Genomic DNA, 22626 nt, shown 5'->3' on the forward strand with positions numbered 1-22626 from the left:
CCTTATTGCACCGGCCCCATCGCCCCGGCTGCCAATTTCATATAATCATTGGCTTCTTCCAGCGTTTCAAAGAATGTTTCCCTGTCTTCCTGCACATGCGTCACCTTAATCCTCCAATTCCTTTTGCCTGGTGTTCCTTCCTGATCACTCAGATAAATCCGGATAATGAACGAGGCAACCTGGCCATGAACCATCTTCTCCCCCCTAGCCGGCAATCTTTTCTTCTTTTTTGTCTGCTTCTTTTCCCGTGCGTTTCCATCGCTTCCCTTTGAGCGTCCCGAGAATCCCTTTCGGAAAGAACATCACGGCCAGTATATATATGATTCCAAAGAAGATGATCCACCGTTCAAAAATCCAATGGACCTTTGCAAGTTCTGTCAGCCCGTGGTGGGCAAATTCAATAATCCCCGCCCCGATGATAGCCCCCGCCAATGTTCCGACCCCGCCTATAATCGTCATCAGCAGGGCATCAAGAGTGATATCCATCGTAAATACGCTCGTGTTGACAAAGCGGAGGGATATGCTGTACAGCATCCCGGCAATCCCCGCTATAACACCGGCTGCAACACTCGCAGCAATTTTGTACTGAATCACATTATAGCCAAGGGACTCTGTCCGCTGTTCATTTTCACGGATGGCCTGGAGCACCCTTCCGAGCGGAGAATGGGTGAACCGCGACAATATCATAAAAACGAGAATCATAGCCGCCAGGCAGATGAAGTAGAAGTCTGTCCGGTCTTTTAATAGATCCGGGACCCGGAAGGTAAATCCGTCGTTTCCGTACGTAACGGTTCTCCACTTCTCGGCAAGAACCAGGAAAAGGCCGGCAAATGCCAGGGTCAGCATGGCATAAAAATGGCTTTTCAGCCTTAGTGTCAGAAGGCCGACTGCATAACTGAGGACTGCGGTCAGAACAATTGTCAGCAGCACAGCCAATAGGAGGTTCACCATCGTCGGTTCCATTCTTTTCATCATCACGCCTGCTGTATAGGCCCCGATCCCGAAAAACATGGCATGGCCGAAGGAAACAATCCCTGTATATCCAAGCAGGATATCGTAGCTCATGGCAAAAATGGCAAAAATAAAGATCTGTGTAAACAAGATCAGCATGGTCCTTGATTCATATACAAATGGAAGCAGCATCAATGCCGCTGCTATAAAGGTGTAGATCATGGCCTTTTTATTATCAAAGGTATATCTCATACTCCCCGCCCCTTCAATCTGAATAGCCCCTGCGGCCTGAAGATAAGCACGGCGGCCATCAGCAGCATGTTAACGGCCAGGGAAAGGGATGGAACATAATAGGACATGAAGGCTCCGGCAAGCCCTACCAGAATGGCAGCAAGAATGGATCCCGAGAAGCTGCCCATCCCTCCAATTACAACAACGATGAAAGCAAGGATGGCAAACTCCATCCCCATCTCCGCATGGATGACACCCGAATACGGGCCTAAAAGCACCCCGCCCAATGCGGCCATTCCCGATCCTGCCATGAAAACAATCATAAAGACTCTTTTAATATTGATCCCCAGGGACTGGACCATCTCTTTATCCATGACACCGGCCCGTACAACGAGTCCGATTTTTGTGTTGCGCAAGATATATTGCACCCCGAGGAAAACGAGCAGGCCGACGATGATGATGAATACCCTGTATTTAATAATGATCACTCCGCCAAGCTCCCAGCTTCCGGCCAGGTAGGATGGCGGAGAAGCTGACAGCTGATTGGGGCCCCAGACAACCTTAAGAAGCTCAGATAATACAAGCATCAGGCCAAGTGTGATCAATATCTGCTGGACATGATTCCCGTATACCGGCTTGATGATCCACCGTTCAGTCAAAAAACCCAGTATGAGCCCGGTCACGACTGCCCCGATGATCCCTGCAGCAAAACTGCCTGTCTGGGCAAATATCCATGTCCCGCTGTAGGCCCCCCAAGCAAACAGTCCGCCATGGGCAAAATTAAGGACATCCATCAGTCCGAATATGAGCGTCAGTCCTGCCGCCAGCAAAAAAATCAGCATACCGGTCGCAAGCCCGTTTATGGCAAGGTTAATAAGCACCTCCATCTTATACTCTCCTTTCTAGGCAATGCCCAAATATTTTTTCCTCATAGATTCATCTTCCTTCAGCACTGACATCGGGCCGCCCCCTACCGTTCTTCCATCATCAATAATGTAGAAGCGGTCGCCAACCGTACTCGCCATCATAAAGTTCTGCTCCACAAGGACGATCGTGGTTTTTTCCTTCATTTGCATGATTGAATCCATTACTTTTTCAACCATGATCGGTGCGAGTCCTTTGCTCGGCTCATCAATCAGCATTAAATCATTATCATTCACATAAGCCCGTGCGATGGAAAGCATCTGTTTCTGTCCTCCGCTTAAAAGGCCGCCCGGCTTTTTCCAGAATCGTTTTAAATCCGGGAAAAGGTCCAGGGTCCAATCCAGCTTTTCCAAAGCGGAAGGAGTCTCTTTCCGCATGGCCACCTTCATATTTTCCTCAACTGTCAGCCCCGCAAATATCCCCTGGTCCTCCGGCACATAGCCAAGCCCTTTTCTCGCAATCTCATAAGGAGGCAGTCCGCCGATTTCTGTCCCTTTCCACTCTATGCTTCCTTTGCTCAGGACATTGTGCCCCATGATGGTTCTGAGGGTGGAGGTCTTCCCTGCGCCGTTGCGGCCCAGAAGCACGGTAACATCCCCTTTTGCCACTTCCAGCGAGACTCCCTGCAGGATATGATACTGGCCTATATACGTTTCGACATCTGACAGCTTAAGCTGAACCTGCATGTTCAAAACCTCCCAGATATGCGGATTGCACCGTTTCATTTTCCATGATTTCCCGAGGAGTCCCCTTAGCCAGAAGCGAGCCATTGAACAGGACCATGACGCTGTCTGATAAATCAAGGATCATATCCATTTTGTGTTCAATCAGAATGATGGTCCTCCCGCTCTCCTGCTTGATTTTCCTGATGACTTCAAGGATGGCCGGAACCTCTTCCAGCGACATTCCTGCTGTCGGCTCATCCAGAAGCAAAACCTCGGTATTCAGGGCGAGGAGCATAGCGATCTCGAGCTTCCTTTTCTCGCCGTGCGCCAGATTGGCGGCGGCTGCATCCTGTTTTTTATCAAGCAATACCAGCTTCAGCCATTCAGACGCTTTTTCTTCAAGCTCTTTGTACATTTTGAAATGGCGCAGCATCTGATAGCGGATGCCTGCCTGCGACTGGACTGCAAGCCTTACATTCTCCAACACAGTCAAACTTGGAAATACATTGGTAATTTGAAAGCTTCTTCCGATTCCCCTTCTCGTCCTTTCAACAGGAGAAAGCTTTGTGATGTCTTCCCCTCGCAAATGGATAGATCCCCCTGTAGGGGCGAGCTGACCGCTCAGCAGGTTGAAAAACGTCGTTTTGCCGGCTCCATTTGGACCGATAATTGATAAAAATTCATTTTCCGGGACAGCAAGCGAGACAGAATCCACTGCTTTATGGCCTCCGAATGATATTGATAAATCTTTTGTTTCTATGATTGGACCCACATGCCCACCTCCACTTTATATTCAGCTGCCTGCGGCATACTCCAAAAGAATGCCCGGCTCTCCCCGGATCCGCTTTGCAGCAATGGACTCAGGCCTGCTGCCGGAGTCCATTGCCATTACTGCATTTTATAATCCGGTTTTCACTTACTTGTTCAGTACAGGAGGCGCTGTCTCTTCAGGTGACAGTTCCCTCACAAGCACCGGTACAGGGTATGGGACACCATCCTTTTTCTCCAGCTTGATTGCGTACAATGCCTGAAGGGCCTGGTGGTCTTCTGCCCTGAATGTCATCTTCCCCTTCGGCGTCTCGAAGCTCATTCCTTCCATTGTCTCAATGAGCGTGTCTGCATCTGTACTGCCCTCCGTTTTCTTCAGTGCTTCCACGATGGAGATTGCGGCGCTCATGCCTCCTGGAGTGAAGAGATCCGGCACATCCCCGTCAAACCGCTTTTTATGCTCCTCTACCAGCCAGCTGTTGATTTCGTTATCCGGAAGATCGTGATAGTAGACGGAGAATCCTTCCATCCCGATCAATGGCTCCATTGTCGCAAGGGCAGCAATATCCGGTGCGCCTGTGGAAATTTTGATGCCTTTATCCTGGACCTTCATATCAGCGATCTGATTCCAGGGTGAGTTGGCCCCCGCCCAGATAACAAACAGATAATCCGGCTTGGAATCAATCACTTTCTGGATGTTTGCAGTAAAGTCGGTTGCGGCAGGATCCGCGTATTCTTCATGGACAATGTCAGCGCCAAGCTTCACCGCTGCATCCCGGAATGCAGCCACACCGTCGCGCCCGAAAGAATAATCAGGAGCAAGCGTCGCTATTTTTACACCTTCACCAGCGATGGCTGCAGCACCAGCGACTGCATCCTGAGAAGAGTTGCGCGCGGTCCGGAAAATATAAGGATTGAACTCTGAGCCTGTGATGCTGTCAGCTACCGCCGGCTCGACGACCATGATTTTCTCATATTCTTCTGCGAGGGGAAGAACAGCCAATGTATCACCGGAGCTGGAGGATCCGACCAGGAAGTCAACTTCATCTTCCTCAAGCAGCTTTGTCGCCTTTTGGACGGCCACTTCCGGCTTTGTTTCAGTATCCTCTACAATGAATTCAATCTTCCTTCCAGCCACTTCATTTTTACCGTCTGTTGCATATTCCAGGCCCAGCTCAAAGCCGCGGAGTGTCTGTTCCCCATATGACTCAAGCCCGCCTGTCTGCGAGGCCAGCACGCCGATTTTGATCGGATCGCTCTTCTCATCCCCGCTGCCTCCCGATTCTTCTGAACTGCAGGCACTCGAAAAGACCACCATCAGCGACATCAGGCAGCCCAATGCCATTTTCCCTGTATTCTTTTTCATCCTTTCTCCCCCTTGAAATCAATTGTTTGCTGCAAATCTTCCTGCCTTCATCCTAATCAGCCCCAGTTACAAATCGGTTACAGCCAAGATATATTCTTAATTTCTATTGCCGGATGAAATAGACCTGCCCGATCTGGAAATTCCTGCAAATGGTTTAATACTTAAGAAAAGCGGAAAAGAGATAAGAAATCTATTGATCTTAATTTCCGTCTGAGAGGAGACGAAAGATAATGAAAACAGTTTATGGATTGATGACACAGGATGGAAGCGCAAATGAACTGCTGTGGGACTTAGGCTTTTGGGAAACAGAAGAGGCAGCCAATGAATATTTAAAGACCAATCTTCCGCTTTCAAAAGGCATCTGGGTAGAGCTTATCAAGGTAAATGACCCTATTCCTGAAACTGTTGAAGCATTCGAAGAAGACAAAATGGTTGCCTGCTCATTCTGTGATATTGAATACAATGCCGCCGACATCCTCATTGCCGACGTCAATGTCCACATCTGTGTATACTGCCAGCCTGCTTATAAGGCGCAGCTTGTTAAATAGAAAAGCGGAAAAGCCTTGCTCAGCCCCGACAAGCTTAAGGCGAGCAGAGCGAAAGGTTGGCTCTTTAACCTTTTGATCTGCTTGACTTAAGACCTCGAGGGGCTAGGCTTTGGAGCTGGACAAATAGAAAAGCGGAGGCGACTGTTAAGGTGCGACAAGCATAAGACGCTTTGGAATTGAAGGAGTTCTTTGCCTTCGGTTCCAAAGTGGCTTATGACTCGAGCACCTAGGAGCTGGACAAATAAAAAGCGGAAAACACACCGATTAAATTCTCTAATGCTAAAATGCGCCGGAGCAAAGGCTCCGGCGCAGGCAGATGCAGGTTAGAACAGCGCCCCAAAGCGGGCCGCTGGCATTATTCATTCTAAATTAAATCTTTTCTACCCTAATTGGCTGTTATTCGCCCAAGAATTAGAATGATTCACCCCAGTTTTTCATTTATTCGCCCTAGAATTGGCGATATTCATTCCTGTTTACATTTTTTACACAAAATTCCGCTATGCATGGCCCGCAATATTGCCCGATTCCATGATCATTTCATGCATATGGAGCGTAGGCTCCAGAGGCGCCACGCCCAGCTCTTCCTCAAGAACCTCACAGCATTTCTGGAACCATCTGATTGCCCGGGGGCGATTATTCTTGCTGTAATAACAGTACATCAGGAGCCTGTAAGCCTCCTCCCACGTCCGGTCCTTTTCTATTATTCTTTCGCACCATTCAATCGCCATGTCATAGTCTTCTTTCCGGACACAAAGCTGCGCGAGCTTTTCAGCACCTCTCAGAAAGTATACCTGCAGTCTTTCTTTTTCACTGATGCACCAATCCTCATAGCGCCGCTCAGGCAGATAGTCCCCGGCATACAGTTTCAGGGCTCTTTCAAGTCTGTGGATGCTTTTTCCATGGTCTTTCTCTTCCAGCCCATCTTTGATCCACTCCTCAAATAGGATGGAGTCCAAATCAATGACAGCCTTTGGATTTATCCCATAAGAGGTGCCTTCCCTGCTGATGAAGAATGGGTTCTTCCTTGGCTTGCGGTTTGGTTCAAGTACGTTATTGAGTGCGTTCAGGGCAACCTTAAAGTCTCTATCCGCACTCGCGGCATCCTGCTCCGGCCAAAGCATATCAAATATATCCTCTTTCCGGATAAGCTGGTGGAGGTGTGTGAGAAAAAGCTGGAGGAGCTCTTTAGCTTTGCCCCGCTGCCATCCTCCTTCGTCAATCTCCTTATCGCCCAGCCATACACGGAACTGCCCGAGCGTTTTCACTTTGAGGGTGAATCCCGGGTGGGAATGAAGGTTGCCAAGATTCATTTCTTTTAGCAGCCTTGCAGTATAATCAGGCATAATGCCGCTTTTTTCTGCTTCAATCAGAATGGGTGCAAACATCTGCAGGTCCCTTGGGCCGAACAATGTCCTTCTGAACAGGAAAAACTCATAGTCCCCCCATTGCATCTGGCTGAGGAAAGACTTGAATGAGTGTTCAAAATCTTCCTGAAGCCCCTGCTGATGAGCAGAATAGGCTTTCCAGAATAAAGCCAGCATACAGCCGTAATCATCCCCGCACTGCTGAAGCATGCTTGATGCAAGATCAAAATGCTTATCTGCTTCACCGAAGCGCCTCCCATAAGCAGAGCTGATGCCCATACTGATGAGGATCAGGGAAGACAGCCACATATCCTTCACTCTCTCGGTTTCCTGCAACCCTGCCTTCCCGGCATCCATCGATTTGCTGTAGTCATTCCGTTCTCCGTATAAAATGCATAATCCCATTAACGGCTCTGCTTTTCCTCTTTCAATTTCAAGCCGGTCCATTATGTCCAGGGAAGTCCTGTAGCATTTTTCCGCAAGAGCAGAATCATATTCCCCCAGCAGCTGTGCCGCATGCCCAAGCCTGATCCACCCGCAGGCTTCTACAAACGGCGCCTTTGTACTGATTCCCTGCTGGATGCCTTCCTGGGACAACTTTTTCGCTTCTGCCCCATTGCCTGTAAATGCCTCGATAAGGGCCAGCAGCAGATCTGTCTCCCTGTGGGATTTCGGGAGCGGTTTGCCCTCACTCTTTGTTTTGCGGCCGGCCATCAAAATTTTCCTGCTTTCTGCCAATTTACCCGTCCTTAAATAAAGCCGGGCCAGCAGGCTTTTGTCCAGCATCTGATGACCCATGGATTCTGCCCTCTCCATCCATTTTTCTGCTTTGGCGGCCTGCCCGGCATTTATAAGGTTTTCCGCAAGCAAATGATAAAGTCTCGCCGGTTCATCCCTTCCCCCGCGGATATCCCATTCCTTCAGCTGTATCGCCTGGGATAAAATGCGCTCTGCTTTATGCGGCTGAATCGTGTCCAGATAGATCCTTGCCTTCCCTTCAAGTGCACGCGCCTTCCAAATCAGGTCCTTCTTACCGTCAGCGCCTGTTGCCGCCCTGTCATAGGCAAGCTCTGCTTCCTGGTAAGAAGATCTGTAGCGCAATACTTCCCCTTCAAGGAACCAGACGGGATAAAACCTGTCCTTTGTCTGCCCGGGGATGCCCGCAATCCTGTCTGACAGGCTTCCCAGCTTACCGGTTTCAAGCATCCTTAGCCCCTGGTCGCTTAATATAGACGCCATTTCCTCTGTTGAACCAATCTTCTCAAAATGCTTAAGAGCATCATCCCACTGAAGGCTCCGTACGAAATGGCGTGCACATCTCTCATTTAAAAGGCGGTAGCTATGCGGCTGGCCGGCTTTCAGCTGCTTTTCCAGGAATTCCTTAAATAGAGCATGGTATCTGTATACCTTTTCCCCTACCTTATGGATAAACAGGTTCTTCTCTGTCAGCTGCTGAAGCATTGCCCCTGCCCCGGCGATCCCCAGGACCTCATTGCAAAGCTCTTCTGTCATATCATCAAAAATGCTTGTTTGTTCAAGGAATTGCTGGATAAGCGGCGGCTGCTTGGCAAATACCTCTGTGACCAGATATTGAAAAAGGTCCGCCAGGGAGCCGGACGATGCTCCGAATAAATTAGAGATGCTTTTTTTGTCTGTCAGCTGCTGTCCAATCATCCCCACAGCAATGACCCATCCTTCTGTAGCAAGGCAAATTCTGTCCAAATCCCCCTGCTTAATGGAAATTCCGTATAATTCATTCAAGAGCAGCTCCACTTCATCCCGGGAAAGGACCAGGTCCTCTTTCTTTATTTCAAGGAGCTTGTCTGTGACCCTCATCTTTTTCAGCAGCTTCCATCCCGGCCTGCTCCTGCTTGAGATAATAAGATGAAGATTCGGCGGAATATGTTCAAGGAGGGTTTCCATCCAGCAGTTGATCGTATAGGAGTGCTCAACCTGATGAAAGTCATCAAGGATCAGCAGTATATTTTCCCCATGAAGGGCTGCTTCATTTAAAAATAAAGAGGCGAGTGAACGAATCTCTTCTTCTTTTACATACCGGTCCAGCTGCTCCAGGATGCTTAAGATCTCAGTCCCGAAATCAGGATGCACCAACCGGACCGATGCCACAAGGCAGGATAGAAAAGGAATGATATCATCATCCTCGGATGATATGGAATACCAGCTGCAAGGAAGCTTTTCATCGTGGACGAACAGGGCCAGGGCCGTACTTTTTCCATACCCGGCACCTGATTCGATAATGCACAGCGAATATTCAGCAACCGCTTTCATTTTTGCCGAAAGCCTTGCTCTCCTTATATATCCTTCCTTGACTGGCGGCACCATCAGCTTGGTTTTGATGACAGGCATTTTTATCCCCCCTTTCCATTTTTATAATTTTTAGATTATTTTAGCATATTTGCACACAAAAAGGACTTGAATTCTCCAAGTCCTTAGAATTTAATATCCATTTCATCGATCGGCCAGTAGCGAAGATTTACCTTTCCTACCACCTGGTCAGCATCAATGCATCCGAAATGCCGGCCATCCCAGCTTTCCAGTCTATTGTCCCCGAGGACGAACAGCTGTCCTTCAGGCACTGTTTCGGTGTGTGCCACTTCCTCCAGGGTAAAATCACCGGTCAGGCGGTCGCCGAGGGTCTCTTTTCTGTATTTTTCAAGGAAAGGCTCCTCCACAAGCTTGCCGTTGATATACAGATGGTCATCTTTATAATCGACCCTGTCACCCGGCAGTCCGATGATCCTTTTAACAAAATCCTCTTTTTCATTTGCATGGAAGACTATGACATCGAATCTTTGCAGCTCTCCGATCTGATAGCCGATTTTATTGACTACCAGTTTGTTTCCATCCTGCAGCGTCGGCATCATGGACCCGCCTTCAACCACATAATTTGAGAAGAAAAACATACGGATAAATACAAAAATGATAATTCCGATCGCGAAGGCCTTTATCCACTCAAGACCCTCCCGCTTAACCTCTTCTTTCACGCGGTCCCCCACCTCCCTGGTTTATTTGCTGCTGTCTTTATCTGCTCCCATATTTATCTTTACTTCAATCCTTTTCCCGACATACCAAAGAATAAAAATAACAGCAAGGACAATCACTGTCCTGATGGGCTGGGTAATCAATGACCTTATATCGTAGCCAATAAAGCTCATGGTAAAAATCATGACCATTTTGCCTGTCAGCACGGCAAGCATATACTGAGCAAAGCTTATTTTGGAAAGCCCGGCCACTATATTCACAATAGCCGACGGGGTAAAGGGAAAACAAAGCAGGATGAACAAAGGGCCAAAGCCATGGCGCTCAATCCAGCTCATCAGCTGCTGCACCTTTGCATGTTTTCTCAAAAAGGTTAATAGCCTCTTCTGCCCGTATGTACGGACAAGATAAAAAACAAGCATGGCCCCAGCGCATGCACCTGCCCAGGATATCAGAAAGCCGAGCCACAATCCAAATGCATTGGCATTTGCCATGACGAACAGAAACAGCGGCAGAAAAGGCAGGAAAGCTTCAAGCATTGGCAGCAATATTCCAGGCAGCGGCCCAAAAGAACGGTAGCGTTCAATAAGATCCATTATATTTTCCAGTGTCAGCCAATCCTTGAGCAAGTCAAAATCCATTGAAAAATCTCCTTAGTAAAAACAATTCGGTATTTATTCTTACCTCTGGCAAGGCGTCTTTACACCACAAATTCCTCCCTGTGCCTATTATTTCGACAAAAATTCGCTGACCGCCTGCCGGTTTTGTTCCAGATTGACCCCAAGGACATCCGCACCTCCTGGAGTTGTTTCATCCCAATAGGAACCTTCAACAGGAACCCTTAATGTCTCAATCTGCCTGCCTTCTTTAGACAGCAGGCTTTTGCCCATATATAAAATGTCTCCGGTATCCATATTTGTATTGATATACGGGGTGACGACACCTACCAGTTTAGGAAGCTTTGGCAATGTCTGGATGCTGGTGAACTGATCGGCAATTTCTGTCATCACCTTCTGCTGCCTCTCCACCCTGCCGAAATCGCCTACAGCATCATGCCGGAAGCGCACATATCCGAGCAAGTGCTCTCCGTCCAGCCTTTGAAGCCCTGGATTCAGCGTTACACCTATATTATCCGACATCTCCTTTTCAACGTCCACTTCGACACCATTCGGAAATGCTTCATCGATAAGCTGAACAAATCCCTGAAAATCGACAATTGAATAATACTGTATATCAATATCAAAGTTCTCTTTGATTGTCTGCCTCAATAACTCTGGGCCGCCATACGCAAACGCAGCATTAATCCTGTTTTTCCCATGGCCCGGGATGTCTACATAAGAATCCCTCATGATGGAAATGATCTTATAGGTCCCCTTATCAGGATGATATTGACCTACCATGATTGTATCGGTCCGCGGCGTTTCTTCCCCGCGTGCATCACTTCCAAGCAGCAGTACGTTCGTGCCCCCGTATTTGTCTGTTTCGCCATTGAATTCATATTTTACTTCATTAGTATTTTTCACTTTATCTTCAGACTGGGCCACACCCTGATTAAACTGGTAGTATGCATAAGCAAGAGTGCCGGCAATAATCAAAAGCAGGAACAACACAGCCAGCTTCCATTTGCGCTTCTTCTTTTTCTGCTTTTTTTCGTATCGATCCGATCTCATCACAATTATCCTTCCATCATATAGTCAGGTCCGCAGCAGCTGTTATTTCCAGCAAGCCTGCAGAACCGCATTTTCAAAGCTCCGGTTTATAAAAAGAATAACCACTTTATATGACTCTGTCTGCGTGCAAAAGGTTTCGTTTGTCCTTCTGACATTTTCTATTTTTCCTTGGCCGCTTGGCATCCTGAAGGACTGGCCTTTATTTTATTGTACACAAAAAACCGCAAAGACTCACAGCTTTGCGGTTGTTTTTCTGGATTATCCTGCTATTTACTGATAAAAAATTACAAATACTTGTCAAACCAGCCTGAGATATAATCAAGGCGGCTGATTCGGAGCGAAGGTTTCCCACTCCTGGAGAGCTCATGGTTGGATTCAGGGAACCGGACAAAGCTTGTTTCTTTTTTGCGGTGCTTCAGGCTGATGAACAGCTGCTCCGCCTGTTCAATCGGACAGCGGAAATCCTTTTCGCCGTGAAGGATCAGCAATGGCGTATTCATTTGATCGACATAAGCAAGCGGCGAGTGCTTCCATAGCTTTTCAATATCATCCAGCCCTGCTTGGATCTGCCAATCTGTGAAATAATAGCCGATGTCGCTTACTCCATAGAAGCTGATCCAGTTTGAGATCGAGCGCTGGGTGACAGCTGCCTTGAACCTGTCTGTGTGGCCGATGATCCAATTGGTCATGAAGCCGCCATAGCTTCCTCCCGTCACCCCGAGCCTGTCCTGGTCGATGAACGAATATTCTTTCAGCACATAATCGACTGCATCCATCAAATCCTCGTAATCCCTGCCCCCGTAGTCACCGCGGACGGCATCCACAAATTTCTGCCCGTACCCATGGCTGCCCCTCGGATTGATATAGAGTACAGCATAGCCTTTAGCTGCAAGGACCTGGAACTCATGGAAATAGGAATTGGCATACATCGCATGCGGTCCGCCATGGATTTCAAGGACCAGCGGATATTTCTTTCCTTCCTCAAAACCGGCAGGCTTCATCAGCCAGCCATGGAGATCCCATCCGTCAGCAGAAGTAAATTCAATCGGCTCTGCTGCGGAAAGGCCGGTTTTCTCCAGAAACTCAGAGTTGACAGCAGTCAGCTGCTCCAGTTTTCCTGTAGTGATTTCCAGCAGGAACAGGTCACCCGGATGGTCTGGCTTGCTTATAGCCACTACTGCTCTGTCATTATTCCCTCCGGTTGACAGCCCATAGACATGCTGCCTGTCCAGCAGCGCAGGGAACAGCTCTCCTTCAACCGTCCCGTAATAGACTGCAGTGCTGCCATTATCAGTGGCAATGAAATAGAAGCTCCGATTATCATTTGACCAAAGAAGGCCTGGGGAAACGGCTCCCTGCTGGAAGTCGCCGATCGCATAATCCCCGATCAGCAGGTCTGTATCTGCAGTCAGGCAGCGGAGTTCTCTCTGCTCACGGTCATACACCCATGCTTTTGAAAGTGTAGCATTTTCAAACTCCCTTTCATGTCCGATCAAACCAAGATAGCGGCTTTCAGGCGACCAGGTGATATTGCCGAAATAGCCTGTACCCTGGGTGATTTTCTCCTGCTCTTTCGTTTCAAGATTAATCAGGTAGGCATCGCTGCCATATGAAAAATCCTTGTCCCCGCTCAGGTCTGCTGTCACAGCCAAATGCTTTCCGTCCGGCGACCAGCTTTGAAGGCTGTAATCATTTTCCCCCTCTGTCACCTGCTCGATGTTGCCGGTATCTGTGTCAGCAATGGCAATATGGGTGAATTTTCCGTTCCAGAAGCCCTGGGCATCAGATTTATACCTCATTTTATTCACTTCGAGCGGAGCAGGCTTTTCATCTTTTTCCTCCCCGCCTTCGCGGTCATTAACCGATTCTCCCTCTCCGAGGGAAACAGTAAAGGCGATTCTGGAGCCGTCTGGCGACCATACCGGATTGCCAGCCCCGTTCTTGCAGTATGTAAGCTGGCGGGCCTCTCCGCCGGCTGCGGAAAGAATGTGGATTTGATTTTTCCCGCTTCGGTTAGACACAAAGGCCACCTGGCGTCCATCATGCGACCAGCGCGGCGAATGATTGCGCCATGTGCCGAATGTCCATTGGACAGGAGCGCTTTGATCTTCCGTGTTTATGTAATAAAGATTGGAGCTGTATGCATCCTTTTCCTCCAGGATAACGGTTTCCGTATAGACACAATCCTTGCCGTTCGGCGCCAGCTGGGGGTCGGCCGCTGATTTTAAATGATGCAGATCTTTTGATGCAATGGTGTTTTTTGCCATGATAATCATCTCCCCTTTATATGTAAAACCATTCTACTTATTTCGACAACAGAAATACTTTTCCTGCCTGACTGGCATTTTTTCAGGAAAAATATTTTTTCGGCTCCAAATGAGCTCTATGCCCCAATATGAGGAAGACTGTTATAGAGTGATGCTAAATTCGACTTGCATAGAAGGCAGGGATTCAGTAAAATAATAACGAACAAACGTTCTATTTCTGTTCGGAGGAGCAAGCTGATATGACAAGAATTCCAGAGGATGACCGAAATATTATGGAGCAGGCAATCTATCTTCCTATGGTATTGGTTGTGCTGAACAGGGACATAGGTGTGATTAATAATAGTCCCTTTAAACTCAAAAAGCCTTACCTGAATTTAATTGAGGATACGATGAAATTCATCCAGACAGAGCTGGCAGGCGTAAAGCGCTATATGAAGGATAACCGCCTCCAGGTCCAGGAGATCAAGCGTGATGAAGCATTTACGATGTTCATGTTCCTTTATAAAGGGTATGAAGAGCACCATAATTATTTTAATCCGAGGATCCGCAACAGGGTGCAGGAGCTGATGGAATATTACTTGTTCAAACGCTGGACGATGCAGGAAGAGAGCCGCCTACGTCTGAAGAGGCCAGGCCAGCATCTCTAATTTACCGCATAGGTGCATGCCGGAGGTCACTCGAGCTTCCTGTTCCGGTAGCTCCCGACGGGTTCTGAAGCCCTGTTGAGCCTCTGATTATCTGTGAAATAGAACATCTTCCTGCCATGCCCTTCGATCCGCTGATGAAGCTTTGTCCTTAGATGAGCTGTCCGGAGGAGCTGATTTTCAAATGAGCTGGATGATACAGGGAGGATCAGTGTATGCTTGTTTCCGAATACGACCTTGGTATGTGAGGGATCTGTACGATGGTGGGCTGCAATATGCTCATAAGAGATCCAGATGCAGTCGGGGTTGTTCGGGGAAGTTGTCGGAAAAAAATACAGCAGGTTTGTCGGGTCGATGACAATTGGGACTTTATGCGTCACGCCAATGATATCCTTGGTCGCATCCTTCCGTCCCTCATAAGAGGAGCCAAAGTAGCCGCAGCTTTTTTTGACGATATCAAACGGTTTGAACGGGGACAGGAATTCATCTTCCACCTCAAAGATCCGCGAATAAATTTTTTTGCCGTATATCTGCGGCAGGATGATCATCGTAGAAGGATTTATTTCGTACTCCTCCACCAATCTTTTTTTATGTATATCCAAGTGATTCATCTCCTTTGCTCTTCGTTTCATTTCATTATACCATCTTTATTCCAGATAATTGCAAATTTTTAGTCAATTATTGTCAAATGCCACTGTCACGGAATTAATTTTCTAAAAATTTAAATAATTTAGTTGAATTTTCCCCTGCTCCTCCATATAATATTAAAAAGCAGCAGGGGTGATTTTCATGAAAGAGAAGTCATATGCAGAGTCGATGAAAAAGAACACGATGAACCGCAACCAGCTTAAGGACACGTACGTCTTACACCTCTACATTGAAATGCTCTTGTCGGAAGTCCAGCTGATATCCGAAAAAGAAAAATTGGCCCAAAAAATCGATCAAGCCCTCGATGATCGCAACAAGGCCCTATTCACCCAGCTATCAAAAGAGTACCAAGAATTGAACGAACGATTTGGAAACTAGAAAACTGGAAACCCTCCGGTCCGGCCGGAGGGTCTTCTTTATTATCCACGGACCGTTCAGTGGCCCAAATACTCTACCCTTTTCTCTTTTAAGACCTCAATCTCCCGTTCTGCAGCATCTTTCTCCGTTCTGAGTTCGATTTCGAGGTCCTCAAGCACATTCAGGCATTCCTTCACTTTATCAGCAGAGGCATTGATTTTCTCCTGGACCATCCAATCGGAAAAAATATTATCAAAGAAAAGATCGGCAATGCCCAAAAAGCTTCCCACCTCAAGCTCGGCGGAAATGGAGCGGCCAAGGTCATCAAGCTCCTTCTGCAGCTTTTTCAAGTTGTGCTGTGCGTCATGCAAGGACTCTTTTGCCTTGTCCATATATGACCTTTTCGCCATGGTCGAGAGGAAGTCGCCTCCCGCAAGGTCGAGGAAACCCCAATTTTTCGCGCTCGAAAGCTCGCCATCAGCTTTGCGCAAGGCTTCCCTTGCCTCCACCAAAGCACTCTCAGCTTCCCGTATTTCCTGAATTATCGCTTTCCTTTCCTCCAGCCGGTCTGATAAATGAAAAAGCATATCGCTGACAGCTCCGCCTTCCTGCAGGATCAGACGTTCTTTTTCCAATAGCAGCTCTTTGTACACCGCCCCAGCCGTTTCCAATCCGGCAGCTTTTTCACTGAGCGCGCTGATGTCAGCTTCGTAATCCTTTATTTTCTTCAGGGACTCATCATACAGAATCCTTGCTTTATACGCTTCCTCTTTTTCTTTTTGCAGCCTTTCTTCCTTCTTGCCGCTGAGCATCAGAAAGAATCCTGACAATGATGGGCCTTCTAGCTTATCCGCTTCCTTCAGTTCCTTCTCCCAAGTTTTCTTCAGCCTTTCTGATGAAGCCTTTTCCTGATCATTTTCAGCCATCAGCGCCTCAAGGCGCCTTTTATATTTTTCATACTGCTGTTCCCGCTGTCTTGCTTCAGCAATTCTTTGATCCAGATTCATTACCAGGTCCCCTTTTTTGGTTCGTATAATAATCATACGGATTCGACTGTGAAAAAGATTCAACAAACAAAGAGGCCCCGGCTCGGCCGGGTGCCCCTCTGCTTAACAGCTGTTATTCGCTGCCGGATCCAGTTCTATTTTTCATTTCATACTCTTCCAGCATGGAAATACGCTCCAGCATGGTGGGATGGCCGTACCGGAAAATCTTCACAAGCAGCGGCGGCTTTACCTGGCTCAAGCCTGCCTTCGTCAATTCCTGGAATGTCCCTATTGCCGCTTCCGGATCATCCGTCATTTCAATGGCATACCGGTCAGCTCTCATTTCCTGATATCTTGAGACAAGGTTGGTAACCGGACTGGCAGCAAAAAGCAGTATCGAAAGGAGCGCAAGGAACAGAGGGAGTGAGCGGATGTCGGAAACCTCCTGCAGCTTAAAGGCTCTCCCCCATCTTGCAATCACCAGCTTCATCAGCTTCGATATCAGATACAGGCCGATCAAGGAAAGCACTAAATAACCCGCAATCCCTATGTATATATGCTTCTCTACATAGTGGGCCATTTCATGCGCCATGATGAACAGGATCTGGTCATCACTCAGCCGGTTGAGTGTTGTATCCCACAAAACGATCCGTGAGTTTGAACCGATGCCTGTTACATACGCATTAAGCGAGTTGGTCTTCTCCGCCATGTTTACTTCAAACACATGCTCAGCAGGAATATGTGCCTCACCCGCTAATTGAAGGATTTTTCCTTCCAGCTCTTTATTTTTAAGCGGATAAAAATCGTTGTAAAGCGGATCGATCACAACAGGCTGCAGGAACATCATGAAAAGTGTGAACGGCACCGATAACAGCCATGCATACAGCCACCATCTTTTTGTGCTTTTTTTCATCAGCCAATACAGCACTGAAACCAAAATGAACATCGTTCCGTAATTGATCCAGAAGTCGATCAGTTCATCCTTCATCCAGGAGCTGAAGGTCTGTGTTGAGATATTATAGCTCTTGGACAGCGAATAGCTGATAAAGCTTAAGGGGAATGTGGCGGCGAAAGCAAAGACTGAGAGCCACAGCAGATAGATGGCCGTCTGCAGAGCCTTTGCCCGCGCCGACTTCCCCGCCCACTTCTTCATGGCTGAAGACAGGCCGGTCACAAGGACGAGAACATAAAACACCCATTCAAGGGGTGTGGACAAAAAGAACAGCAGGTTCCTTATCTTGGAATACTCTTCGCTCAGCATAAGCTCCCGCCCGTTCAGAAAAGCTTCCGGGTCTGCCTGTGTTCCCTGATACTCAAAAGGCAGGCTTGTATTCGCAAAATAAAACAGATACCAGTAAAAAAACAGCCCGTAGACTACATATCCTATGACTGTGTAAAAGCCGATTTTCCGAGCCATTTCAATTCCCCCTTTCTTCTTGGCTGCTTTTTCGCAAAAAGCGGGCAGCCTGGACGGGCTTTCTTTGTACAACCTCTCTCCCTACAGTGTAGTACCGATTGTTTATTTTAGAACAGCAAAATGGATGAGCCTCAATTATATATTCTCCCAAACCGCTTTCAAACCGCTGCCCTCAATAGAAAAACCAGGCTCAGCAGCTTGAGCCTGGCAGTCATGCTAGAAAAAATAGGAGTATACCGACAATACAGCGATCGACCCGAGGACAACCACGATGACATTTGCTCCAAGGTAAGCTGCCAGGAAAGCTGCAGCTGCCCCGAGCAGGCCGTACCAGATGTCTTCCTGGATAAATAGGATTCCTGGGAAAATAAGCGCTCCCAGTGTCGCATAAGGGACATTTCTCAAGACCCCCTGCCAGAATGCAGGCAGCTCCTTACCTCTGAACAGGACGAAGGGAAGCATCCTCGGAATATAGGTAACGGCCGCCATCCCGATGATCATCATAATGATTTGGCTATTCATGCCGATTAACTCCCCTTCTCTTTTTGATAGTTTCAACAGCTTCAGTAACCAGTGCTGACAAAAGTGTAGCTGTGACAATGGCCCATCCTGTCGAAAGCAGATCTGCCATTGTGAATATCGTATTGAACCCTGCTGCAAGCACAGCAAGGAACACAACCTTTGCACTGCCCTTCATGGAAGGCACGAGCAGTCCCACAAACATGGCATATAATGCGACTGACATGCTTTCCTGGAGAGTCTGCGGAAGACTGGCGCCGATCAGATGGCCGATGCCGGAGCTGACCACCCAGCTTGAGTAGGATACAAAGATGAGGCCGAACATATAGCCTGAAGAAACTTTCTCTCTTTTCATGGAAGCAACTGAAAAGGTCTCATCTGTAATGCCAAAAGCAAATATGATTTTATTTGCCGTATGCTCGTCTTCACACTTTTCATTAAGAGATGCTGACATCAGGAAATGCCTGATGTTAACAATAAAGGTAGTAAGGATGATTTCAAATATCCCTGTCCCCAGCGTCAAGAGGCTCAGGGAGATATACTGGGCCGCACCCGCAAAGACGAGCAGGCTCATCAGCACTGTTTCTCCTACTGAAAGCCCTGTAGTCTTTGCCAAGAGCCCGAATGTTATGGCAATCGGAAAATATCCGATCGCAATGCTTATCCCTGCCTGTATCCCTTTGCGGAACTCCCCCGCTGGCCTTTCTGCTGCTAATTCTGCCATATCCTCACCTGCCGTTATGTATCTTGGAAAATATTATTGTAATGTACTGTGTTTCTTCTATACTTTTGAGTTATATTATACATATGTGCGTTATATTACACAATTCCTTTGGAGGAAAAAATGGAGAATATTCACAAAAATATAGGGGAAAATTTACGGAATATACGAAGGAGCAGAGGTCTCAGCCTGGACATGGCCGCAGAGGCAACCGGTGTAAGCAAGGCAATGCTTGGGCAGATAGAACGGGGAGAATCCAACCCCACCGTCACAACATTATGGAAAATTGCCAGCGGCCTCCAGATTTCTTTTTCTTCTTTGATGGCAGAAAAATCATCTGAAGTTTCTTTTGCCAGCATCAGTCGGATTAACCCGATCATTGAGAATGAAGGGAAGTATAAAGTGTTCCCGCTGTTCCCCTTTGATCCCCGAAAGAAATTCGAGATATTTATTGTGGAAATCGCCCCTGACTGGAAGCAGACATCAGATCAGCATAACGAAGGGGTAGAAGAATATATCACAGTCATAAGCGGGGAAATTGAGGTAATCATCGGTGGCCGGCCATACAGGATCCAGGAAGGCTCTGCCCTCCGGTTTGCCGCTGACCAGACCCACAGCTACAGGAATACGGGGGAAGCACCAGCAAAATGCCAGGTAGTCATGTATTACGAATAACAAAATAAAAAGTGCCGCATGGCAGACCATCGGCACCTTTTATTCAGGCAAGAACAGCGCGGTCGCTGTTCAATTTCTCACCGCGGATGCGCTGGAATTCCCCAAGCAGCTTTTCAACTGTCAGTTCCCGCTTCTCCTTTTCTCCTGCTTCGAAAATGATCTGCCCACCGTCCATCATGATCAGCTTGTTTCCGAGATCGATCGCCTGCTGCATATTATGGGTGACCATCAGGGCTGTCAGTCCGAAAGACTCAACGATCTTTCTGGTCAGTTCAGTGATAAGGGCAGCCCGGGCCGGGTCAAGCGCAGCTGTATGCTCATCAAGCAGCAGGATTTTCGGCTCTGTGAAGGTTGCCATCAATAATGACAATGCCTGCCTTTCCCCTCCGGATAAAAGGCCAGCCTTTGCTTCAAGGCGGTCCTCAAGCCCGAGGTGGAGCATTTCGAGCTGCTCCCTGAAAAATGCCTTCCGTTTCTTCGTCATTCCCATCCTCAGGCCCCGCCCCCCAGTCCGCGAAGAGGCGATCGCCAGATTCTCCTCAATGGTTAGATTAGGAGAAGTCCCTGCCATGGGGTCCTGGAAGACCCTGCCGATCAGGCGCGACCTTTTGTGCTCTTTCATTTGCGTAATATTTTTGCCGTCAATCAGCACTTCCCCTTCATCCGGATAGAGGCGGCCTGATATGATGTTCATCAAGGTGGACTTTCCTGCCCCATTGCTGCCGATGACAGTGACAAAATCTCCTGGCTGCATGGATAGGTTAAGATGCTGAAGAGCTTTTTTCTCATCTGGGGTAGCTTCATTGAATACTTTATAAATCTGTTTTAGCTGCAGCAACCTGCCCACCGCCTTCCTCTGCCATTTTTTTCAGCCCATCTTTATCAAAGCGCCTTTTTTTTCTGCGCCTGTTATCCCGCTGCCGCTCAATCATCCTTGGGATGATGAGCGCACAGACAACGATTGCAGCCGTAATTAGCTTCATGTCTCCCGTTTCAAGAAAATCGGCCCTCAAGGCAAGGGTCACGATGATTCTATAAAGGATGGCTCCCCCAATAACGGCTAAAGTCGCCCTGAAGATCGTTTTTGCCCCAAAGACCGCCTCGCCGATGATGACGGAGGCAAGGCCGATAATGATCATGCCGATCCCCATGCCGACATCGCTGAAGCCATTGTACTGGGCAATAAGGGCTCCTGAAAAAGCAACAAGTCCGTTGGACAACCCCAGTCCCAGGATTTTGAGTGTATCGGTATCTGCTGAAAAGCTCCGCACCATTGTCTCATTATCGCCCACTGCCCTGATGGCAAGCCCGATATCCGTTTTCAGGAAAGCATCGAGCAGCAGCTTAATGACCATTGATACAGCAAGCATTACCAGCAGGATCCCCCATGTTTTGGGAACCATCCCCTCGAGCCCCATGCCCGTCAAAAGGGATGCCATCCCGCTGTCGAACGGCAGTGACTCCCAAAAGCCGGACAGCTTTGTGATGACAGTCTCCTCTGAAAGGAGGGGGACATTCGATTTTCCCATTATCCTCAGGTTAATAGAATAAAGGGCAATCATCATTAATATGCCGGACAAAAGGGGGTTTATTTTTCCTTTTGTGTGGAGCAGGCCTGTCAGGCACCCGGCAGCAAAGCCGCATATCATGGCCATTATGGTAGCAAGTAACGGATTCACGCCTGCCACGATCATTGAAGCAGCGACAGCCGCACCTGTAACAAAGCTCCCATCCACCGTCAGGTCCGGGAAATCAAGTACCCGGAATGACAGGTACACACCAAGGGCCATCAAAGCATAAATCGCACCAGCCTCCACTGAGCCAAATATCGCTGTGAACATATAATCTTCCTTTCTCCGGGAGGTAATTCTATCATTCTATTCAGTAAATTCAGCCAGGCTGTTCCATTCCTCTTTAAGCCCGATATTCATTTCCTCTGCAGCCTTCTTGTTGATCAGGAGCTTTAAGTTTTGCGGATATTGCACAGGGAGCTCTGATGGCTTCTTCTCTCCTTCAAGGATTTCGGCCGCCATTTCCCCTGCCTCATAACCGATATCTTCATAGTCAAAACCGTAAGCAGCAAACCCTCCGCGCTCGACTGAGTCCAATTCACCGACAAACAGCGGGATATCATTGTCATTGGCTGTCTGAATGACCGACTCCAGCGCGGAAACAACTGTATTATCCGTAATGATATAAATCATGTCTGCTTTGCCTACAAGGGATTCAGCTGCCTGCTTCACCTCTGAGGAAGCTGATACTGTGGCCTCTTCCAGCTTTAAGTCTGTTCCTTCCATCGCCTTTTTCACAAGATCAATCTGGGCATTGGAATTCTGCTCCCCCGAATTGTAGATGACTCCTACCGTTTTTCCTTCCATCTGCTCAGCCATGAATTTCACCGTATTCGGGATGGCATCCGGATGGGTATCTGTTGTGCCAGTGATATTTTCTCCAGGCTCCTCCATCGAGGCGACAAGCTCAGCACCAACAGGATCTGTTACAGAGGTGAAAACGATTGGGATATCCTTCGTCGCATTCAGTGCCCCGTACGCGCTCGGCGTCGAATTGGCGAAGATAAGATCCACACCGTCTCCGGCAAAGTTGTTGGCGATTGCCTGGTTGTTGTTCTGGTCGCCCTGGGCGATCTGGACATCATAGTCAACCTCGAGCCCTTTATCTTCAAGGGCCTTTTTGAACCCCTCAAGCGCAGCATCAAGAGAAGGATGCTCCACAATCTGCGTTACGCCGATTTGATACGTTTTTTCCCCCTCTGCCGCCGTTTTCCCTCCAGCTTCATCTGAACCGCACCCTGACAGCAATCCTGCTGCCAGCAGTCCTGCCGCAGCCAATCCAAACTTTTTCTGTTTCATGAAATATCCCCCATTCTTGTCCTATCAATCGCTAT

At 48.0% G+C, this 22626-nt stretch carries 23 protein-coding genes; 4 read left to right on the forward strand and 19 right to left on the reverse strand.

Annotation, left to right across the window (positions count from 1 at the left end; translation table 11 throughout):
• Positions 1–2: 2 nt before the first annotated feature.
• The 6 genes from RBB45_RS06980 to RBB45_RS07005 all read right to left on the reverse strand — a co-directional run bounded on the left by RBB45_RS06980 (position 3) and on the right by RBB45_RS07005 (position 4905).
• Positions 3–194 (reverse strand): hypothetical protein, encoded by a 192-nt coding sequence (locus RBB45_RS06980; protein ID WP_009794005.1) that lies wholly within the window; start codon positions 192–194, stop codon positions 3–5.
• Positions 195–204: 10 nt separating this feature from the next.
• Entirely contained in the window at positions 205–1203 is a 999-nt protein-coding gene (locus tag RBB45_RS06985; protein ID WP_094768284.1) for a branched-chain amino acid ABC transporter permease, read from the reverse strand.
• The gene (locus RBB45_RS06990) at positions 1200–2069 is read right to left on the reverse strand and encodes a branched-chain amino acid ABC transporter permease (RefSeq protein WP_009794003.1); all 870 of its coding nucleotides are present in this window, start codon (positions 2067–2069) and stop codon (positions 1200–1202) included. Before RBB45_RS06990 ends, RBB45_RS06985 begins: the two co-directional genes overlap by 4 nt.
• Before the next feature lie 15 nt (positions 2070–2084).
• Complete coding sequence (locus RBB45_RS06995; protein ID WP_148950124.1) at positions 2085–2792, reverse strand: ABC transporter ATP-binding protein; 708 nt, start codon at positions 2790–2792, stop codon at positions 2085–2087.
• Positions 2776–3543 carry an ABC transporter ATP-binding protein gene (locus tag RBB45_RS07000; protein WP_009794001.1) on the reverse strand — a complete coding sequence of 256 codons (768 nt, stop codon included), beginning with the start codon at positions 3541–3543 and terminating at the stop codon, positions 2776–2778. The genes RBB45_RS06995 and RBB45_RS07000 overlap by 17 nt, the downstream gene beginning before the upstream one ends.
• 144 nt (positions 3544–3687) lie before the next feature.
• Entirely contained in the window at positions 3688–4905 is a 1218-nt protein-coding gene (locus RBB45_RS07005; protein ID WP_009793999.1) for a substrate-binding domain-containing protein, read from the reverse strand.
• Between the two features lie 230 nt (positions 4906–5135).
• Between RBB45_RS07005 and RBB45_RS07010 the strand changes: the two genes are divergently transcribed.
• Complete coding sequence (locus RBB45_RS07010; protein ID WP_009793998.1) at positions 5136–5453, forward strand: hypothetical protein; 318 nt, start codon at positions 5136–5138, stop codon at positions 5451–5453.
• Positions 5454–5950: 497 nt separating this feature from the next.
• Here the strand turns inward: RBB45_RS07010 and RBB45_RS07015 are convergent, their stop codons facing one another.
• The 5 genes from RBB45_RS07015 to RBB45_RS07035 form a co-directional block, all read right to left on the reverse strand.
• Entirely contained in the window at positions 5951–9184 is a 3234-nt protein-coding gene (locus RBB45_RS07015; RefSeq protein ID WP_306009316.1) for an AfsR/SARP family transcriptional regulator, read from the reverse strand.
• 83 nt (positions 9185–9267) lie between these two features.
• Positions 9268–9822 carry a signal peptidase I gene (gene lepB / locus RBB45_RS07020; protein WP_022543588.1) on the reverse strand — a complete coding sequence of 185 codons (555 nt, stop codon included), beginning with the start codon at positions 9820–9822 and terminating at the stop codon, positions 9268–9270.
• Positions 9823–9843: 21 nt separating this feature from the next.
• Complete coding sequence (locus RBB45_RS07025) at positions 9844–10458, reverse strand: TVP38/TMEM64 family protein (protein ID WP_009793995.1); 615 nt, start codon at positions 10456–10458, stop codon at positions 9844–9846.
• An 87-nt stretch (positions 10459–10545) separates the two neighbouring features.
• Positions 10546–11487, reverse strand: coding sequence for an LCP family protein (locus RBB45_RS07030; protein ID WP_170939487.1), 942 nt, complete (start codon positions 11485–11487; stop codon positions 10546–10548).
• Between the two features lie 284 nt (positions 11488–11771).
• On the reverse strand, positions 11772–13763 hold the full coding sequence (locus tag RBB45_RS07035) for a S9 family peptidase (RefSeq protein WP_306009317.1): 1992 nt from the start codon (positions 13761–13763) through the stop codon (positions 11772–11774).
• A gap of 230 nt (positions 13764–13993) precedes the next feature.
• Between RBB45_RS07035 and RBB45_RS07040 the strand changes: the two genes are divergently transcribed.
• On the forward strand, positions 13994–14401 hold the full coding sequence (locus tag RBB45_RS07040; RefSeq protein ID WP_009793991.1) for a YhjD family protein: 408 nt from the start codon (positions 13994–13996) through the stop codon (positions 14399–14401).
• Between the two features lie 26 nt (positions 14402–14427).
• Here the strand turns inward: RBB45_RS07040 and RBB45_RS07045 are convergent, their stop codons facing one another.
• On the reverse strand, positions 14428–15009 hold the full coding sequence (locus RBB45_RS07045; RefSeq protein WP_306009432.1) for a competence protein ComK: 582 nt from the start codon (positions 15007–15009) through the stop codon (positions 14428–14430).
• A gap of 178 nt (positions 15010–15187) precedes the next feature.
• Between RBB45_RS07045 and RBB45_RS07050 the strand changes: the two genes are divergently transcribed.
• Positions 15188–15424, forward strand: a complete 237-nt coding sequence (locus RBB45_RS07050; RefSeq protein ID WP_306009318.1) for an IDEAL domain-containing protein — start codon at positions 15188–15190, stop codon at positions 15422–15424.
• Between the two features lie 56 nt (positions 15425–15480).
• Here the strand turns inward: RBB45_RS07050 and RBB45_RS07055 are convergent, their stop codons facing one another.
• The 4 genes from RBB45_RS07055 to RBB45_RS07070 form a co-directional block, all read right to left on the reverse strand.
• Complete coding sequence (locus tag RBB45_RS07055) at positions 15481–16410, reverse strand: coiled-coil domain-containing protein (protein WP_306009319.1); 930 nt, start codon at positions 16408–16410, stop codon at positions 15481–15483.
• 112 nt (positions 16411–16522) lie between these two features.
• A complete protein-coding gene (locus RBB45_RS07060) occupies positions 16523–17806 on the reverse strand; it encodes a M48 family metallopeptidase (RefSeq protein WP_009793987.1) in 1284 nt (427 codons plus the stop codon).
• Positions 17807–18022: 216 nt separating this feature from the next.
• Positions 18023–18328 carry an AzlD domain-containing protein gene (locus RBB45_RS07065; RefSeq protein WP_009793986.1) on the reverse strand — a complete coding sequence of 102 codons (306 nt, stop codon included), beginning with the start codon at positions 18326–18328 and terminating at the stop codon, positions 18023–18025.
• Positions 18321–19049, reverse strand: coding sequence for an AzlC family ABC transporter permease (locus RBB45_RS07070; protein ID WP_148950119.1), 729 nt, complete (start codon positions 19047–19049; stop codon positions 18321–18323). The genes RBB45_RS07065 and RBB45_RS07070 overlap by 8 nt, the downstream gene beginning before the upstream one ends.
• A 120-nt stretch (positions 19050–19169) precedes the next feature.
• Between RBB45_RS07070 and RBB45_RS07075 the strand changes: the two genes are divergently transcribed.
• A complete protein-coding gene (locus tag RBB45_RS07075) occupies positions 19170–19721 on the forward strand; it encodes a helix-turn-helix domain-containing protein (RefSeq protein WP_094768293.1) in 552 nt (183 codons plus the stop codon).
• Positions 19722–19764: 43 nt separating this feature from the next.
• Here RBB45_RS07075 and RBB45_RS07080 read toward each other — a convergent pair whose 3' ends face one another.
• Genes RBB45_RS07080 through RBB45_RS07090 form a run of 3 tightly spaced genes read right to left on the reverse strand, consistent with a single transcriptional unit; the run spans position 19765 to position 22591 of the window.
• Positions 19765–20559, reverse strand: coding sequence for an ABC transporter ATP-binding protein (locus RBB45_RS07080; RefSeq protein ID WP_094768294.1), 795 nt, complete (start codon positions 20557–20559; stop codon positions 19765–19767).
• The gene (locus RBB45_RS07085; RefSeq protein WP_306009320.1) at positions 20534–21562 is read right to left on the reverse strand and encodes an ABC transporter permease; all 1029 of its coding nucleotides are present in this window, start codon (positions 21560–21562) and stop codon (positions 20534–20536) included. The genes RBB45_RS07080 and RBB45_RS07085 overlap by 26 nt, the downstream gene beginning before the upstream one ends.
• Before the next feature lie 36 nt (positions 21563–21598).
• Positions 21599–22591, reverse strand: a complete 993-nt coding sequence (locus RBB45_RS07090; RefSeq protein ID WP_009793981.1) for an ABC transporter substrate-binding protein — start codon at positions 22589–22591, stop codon at positions 21599–21601.
• Positions 22592–22626 lie beyond the last annotated feature (35 nt).

Origin of the sequence: Bacillus sp. MMSF_3328 (assembly GCF_030733525.1) — a bacterium.
GTDB lineage: Bacteria > Bacillota > Bacilli > Bacillales > Cytobacillaceae > Bacillus_AB > Bacillus_AB infantis.

Bases quoted from the DNA above. Each gene is read 5' to 3' on its own strand.
- RBB45_RS06980 (WP_009794005.1), bottom strand. From the start codon at position 194: ATGGTTCATGGCCAGGTTGCCTCGTTCATTATCCGGATTTATCTGAGT.
- RBB45_RS06985 (WP_094768284.1), bottom strand. From the start codon at position 1,203: ATGAGATATACCTTTGATAATAAAAAGGCCATGATCTACACCTTTATA.
- RBB45_RS06990 (WP_009794003.1), bottom strand. From the start codon at position 2,069: ATGGAGGTGCTTATTAACCTTGCCATAAACGGGCTTGCGACCGGTATG.
- RBB45_RS06995 (WP_148950124.1), bottom strand. From the start codon at position 2,792: ATGCAGGTTCAGCTTAAGCTGTCAGATGTCGAAACGTATATAGGCCAG.
- RBB45_RS07005 (WP_009793999.1), bottom strand. From the start codon at position 4,905: ATGAAAAAGAATACAGGGAAAATGGCATTGGGCTGCCTGATGTCGCTG.
- RBB45_RS07010 (WP_009793998.1), top strand. From the start codon at position 5,136: ATGAAAACAGTTTATGGATTGATGACACAGGATGGAAGCGCAAATGAA.
- RBB45_RS07015 (WP_306009316.1), bottom strand. From the start codon at position 9,184: ATGCCTGTCATCAAAACCAAGCTGATGGTGCCGCCAGTCAAGGAAGGA.
- RBB45_RS07025 (WP_009793995.1), bottom strand. From the start codon at position 10,458: ATGGATTTTGACTTGCTCAAGGATTGGCTGACACTGGAAAATATAATG.
- RBB45_RS07030 (WP_170939487.1), bottom strand. From the start codon at position 11,487: ATGAGATCGGATCGATACGAAAAAAAGCAGAAAAAGAAGAAGCGCAAA.
- RBB45_RS07035 (WP_306009317.1), bottom strand. From the start codon at position 13,763: ATGATTATCATGGCAAAAAACACCATTGCATCAAAAGATCTGCATCAT.
- RBB45_RS07040 (WP_009793991.1), top strand. From the start codon at position 13,994: ATGACAAGAATTCCAGAGGATGACCGAAATATTATGGAGCAGGCAATC.
- RBB45_RS07045 (WP_306009432.1), bottom strand. From the start codon at position 15,009: ATGAATCACTTGGATATACATAAAAAAAGATTGGTGGAGGAGTACGAA.
- RBB45_RS07050 (WP_306009318.1), top strand. From the start codon at position 15,188: ATGAAAGAGAAGTCATATGCAGAGTCGATGAAAAAGAACACGATGAAC.
- RBB45_RS07055 (WP_306009319.1), bottom strand. From the start codon at position 16,410: ATGAATCTGGATCAAAGAATTGCTGAAGCAAGACAGCGGGAACAGCAG.
- RBB45_RS07060 (WP_009793987.1), bottom strand. From the start codon at position 17,806: ATGGCTCGGAAAATCGGCTTTTACACAGTCATAGGATATGTAGTCTAC.
- RBB45_RS07065 (WP_009793986.1), bottom strand. From the start codon at position 18,328: ATGAATAGCCAAATCATTATGATGATCATCGGGATGGCGGCCGTTACC.
- RBB45_RS07070 (WP_148950119.1), bottom strand. From the start codon at position 19,049: ATGGCAGAATTAGCAGCAGAAAGGCCAGCGGGGGAGTTCCGCAAAGGG.
- RBB45_RS07075 (WP_094768293.1), top strand. From the start codon at position 19,170: ATGGAGAATATTCACAAAAATATAGGGGAAAATTTACGGAATATACGA.
- RBB45_RS07085 (WP_306009320.1), bottom strand. From the start codon at position 21,562: ATGTTCACAGCGATATTTGGCTCAGTGGAGGCTGGTGCGATTTATGCT.
- RBB45_RS07090 (WP_009793981.1), bottom strand. From the start codon at position 22,591: ATGAAACAGAAAAAGTTTGGATTGGCTGCGGCAGGACTGCTGGCAGCA.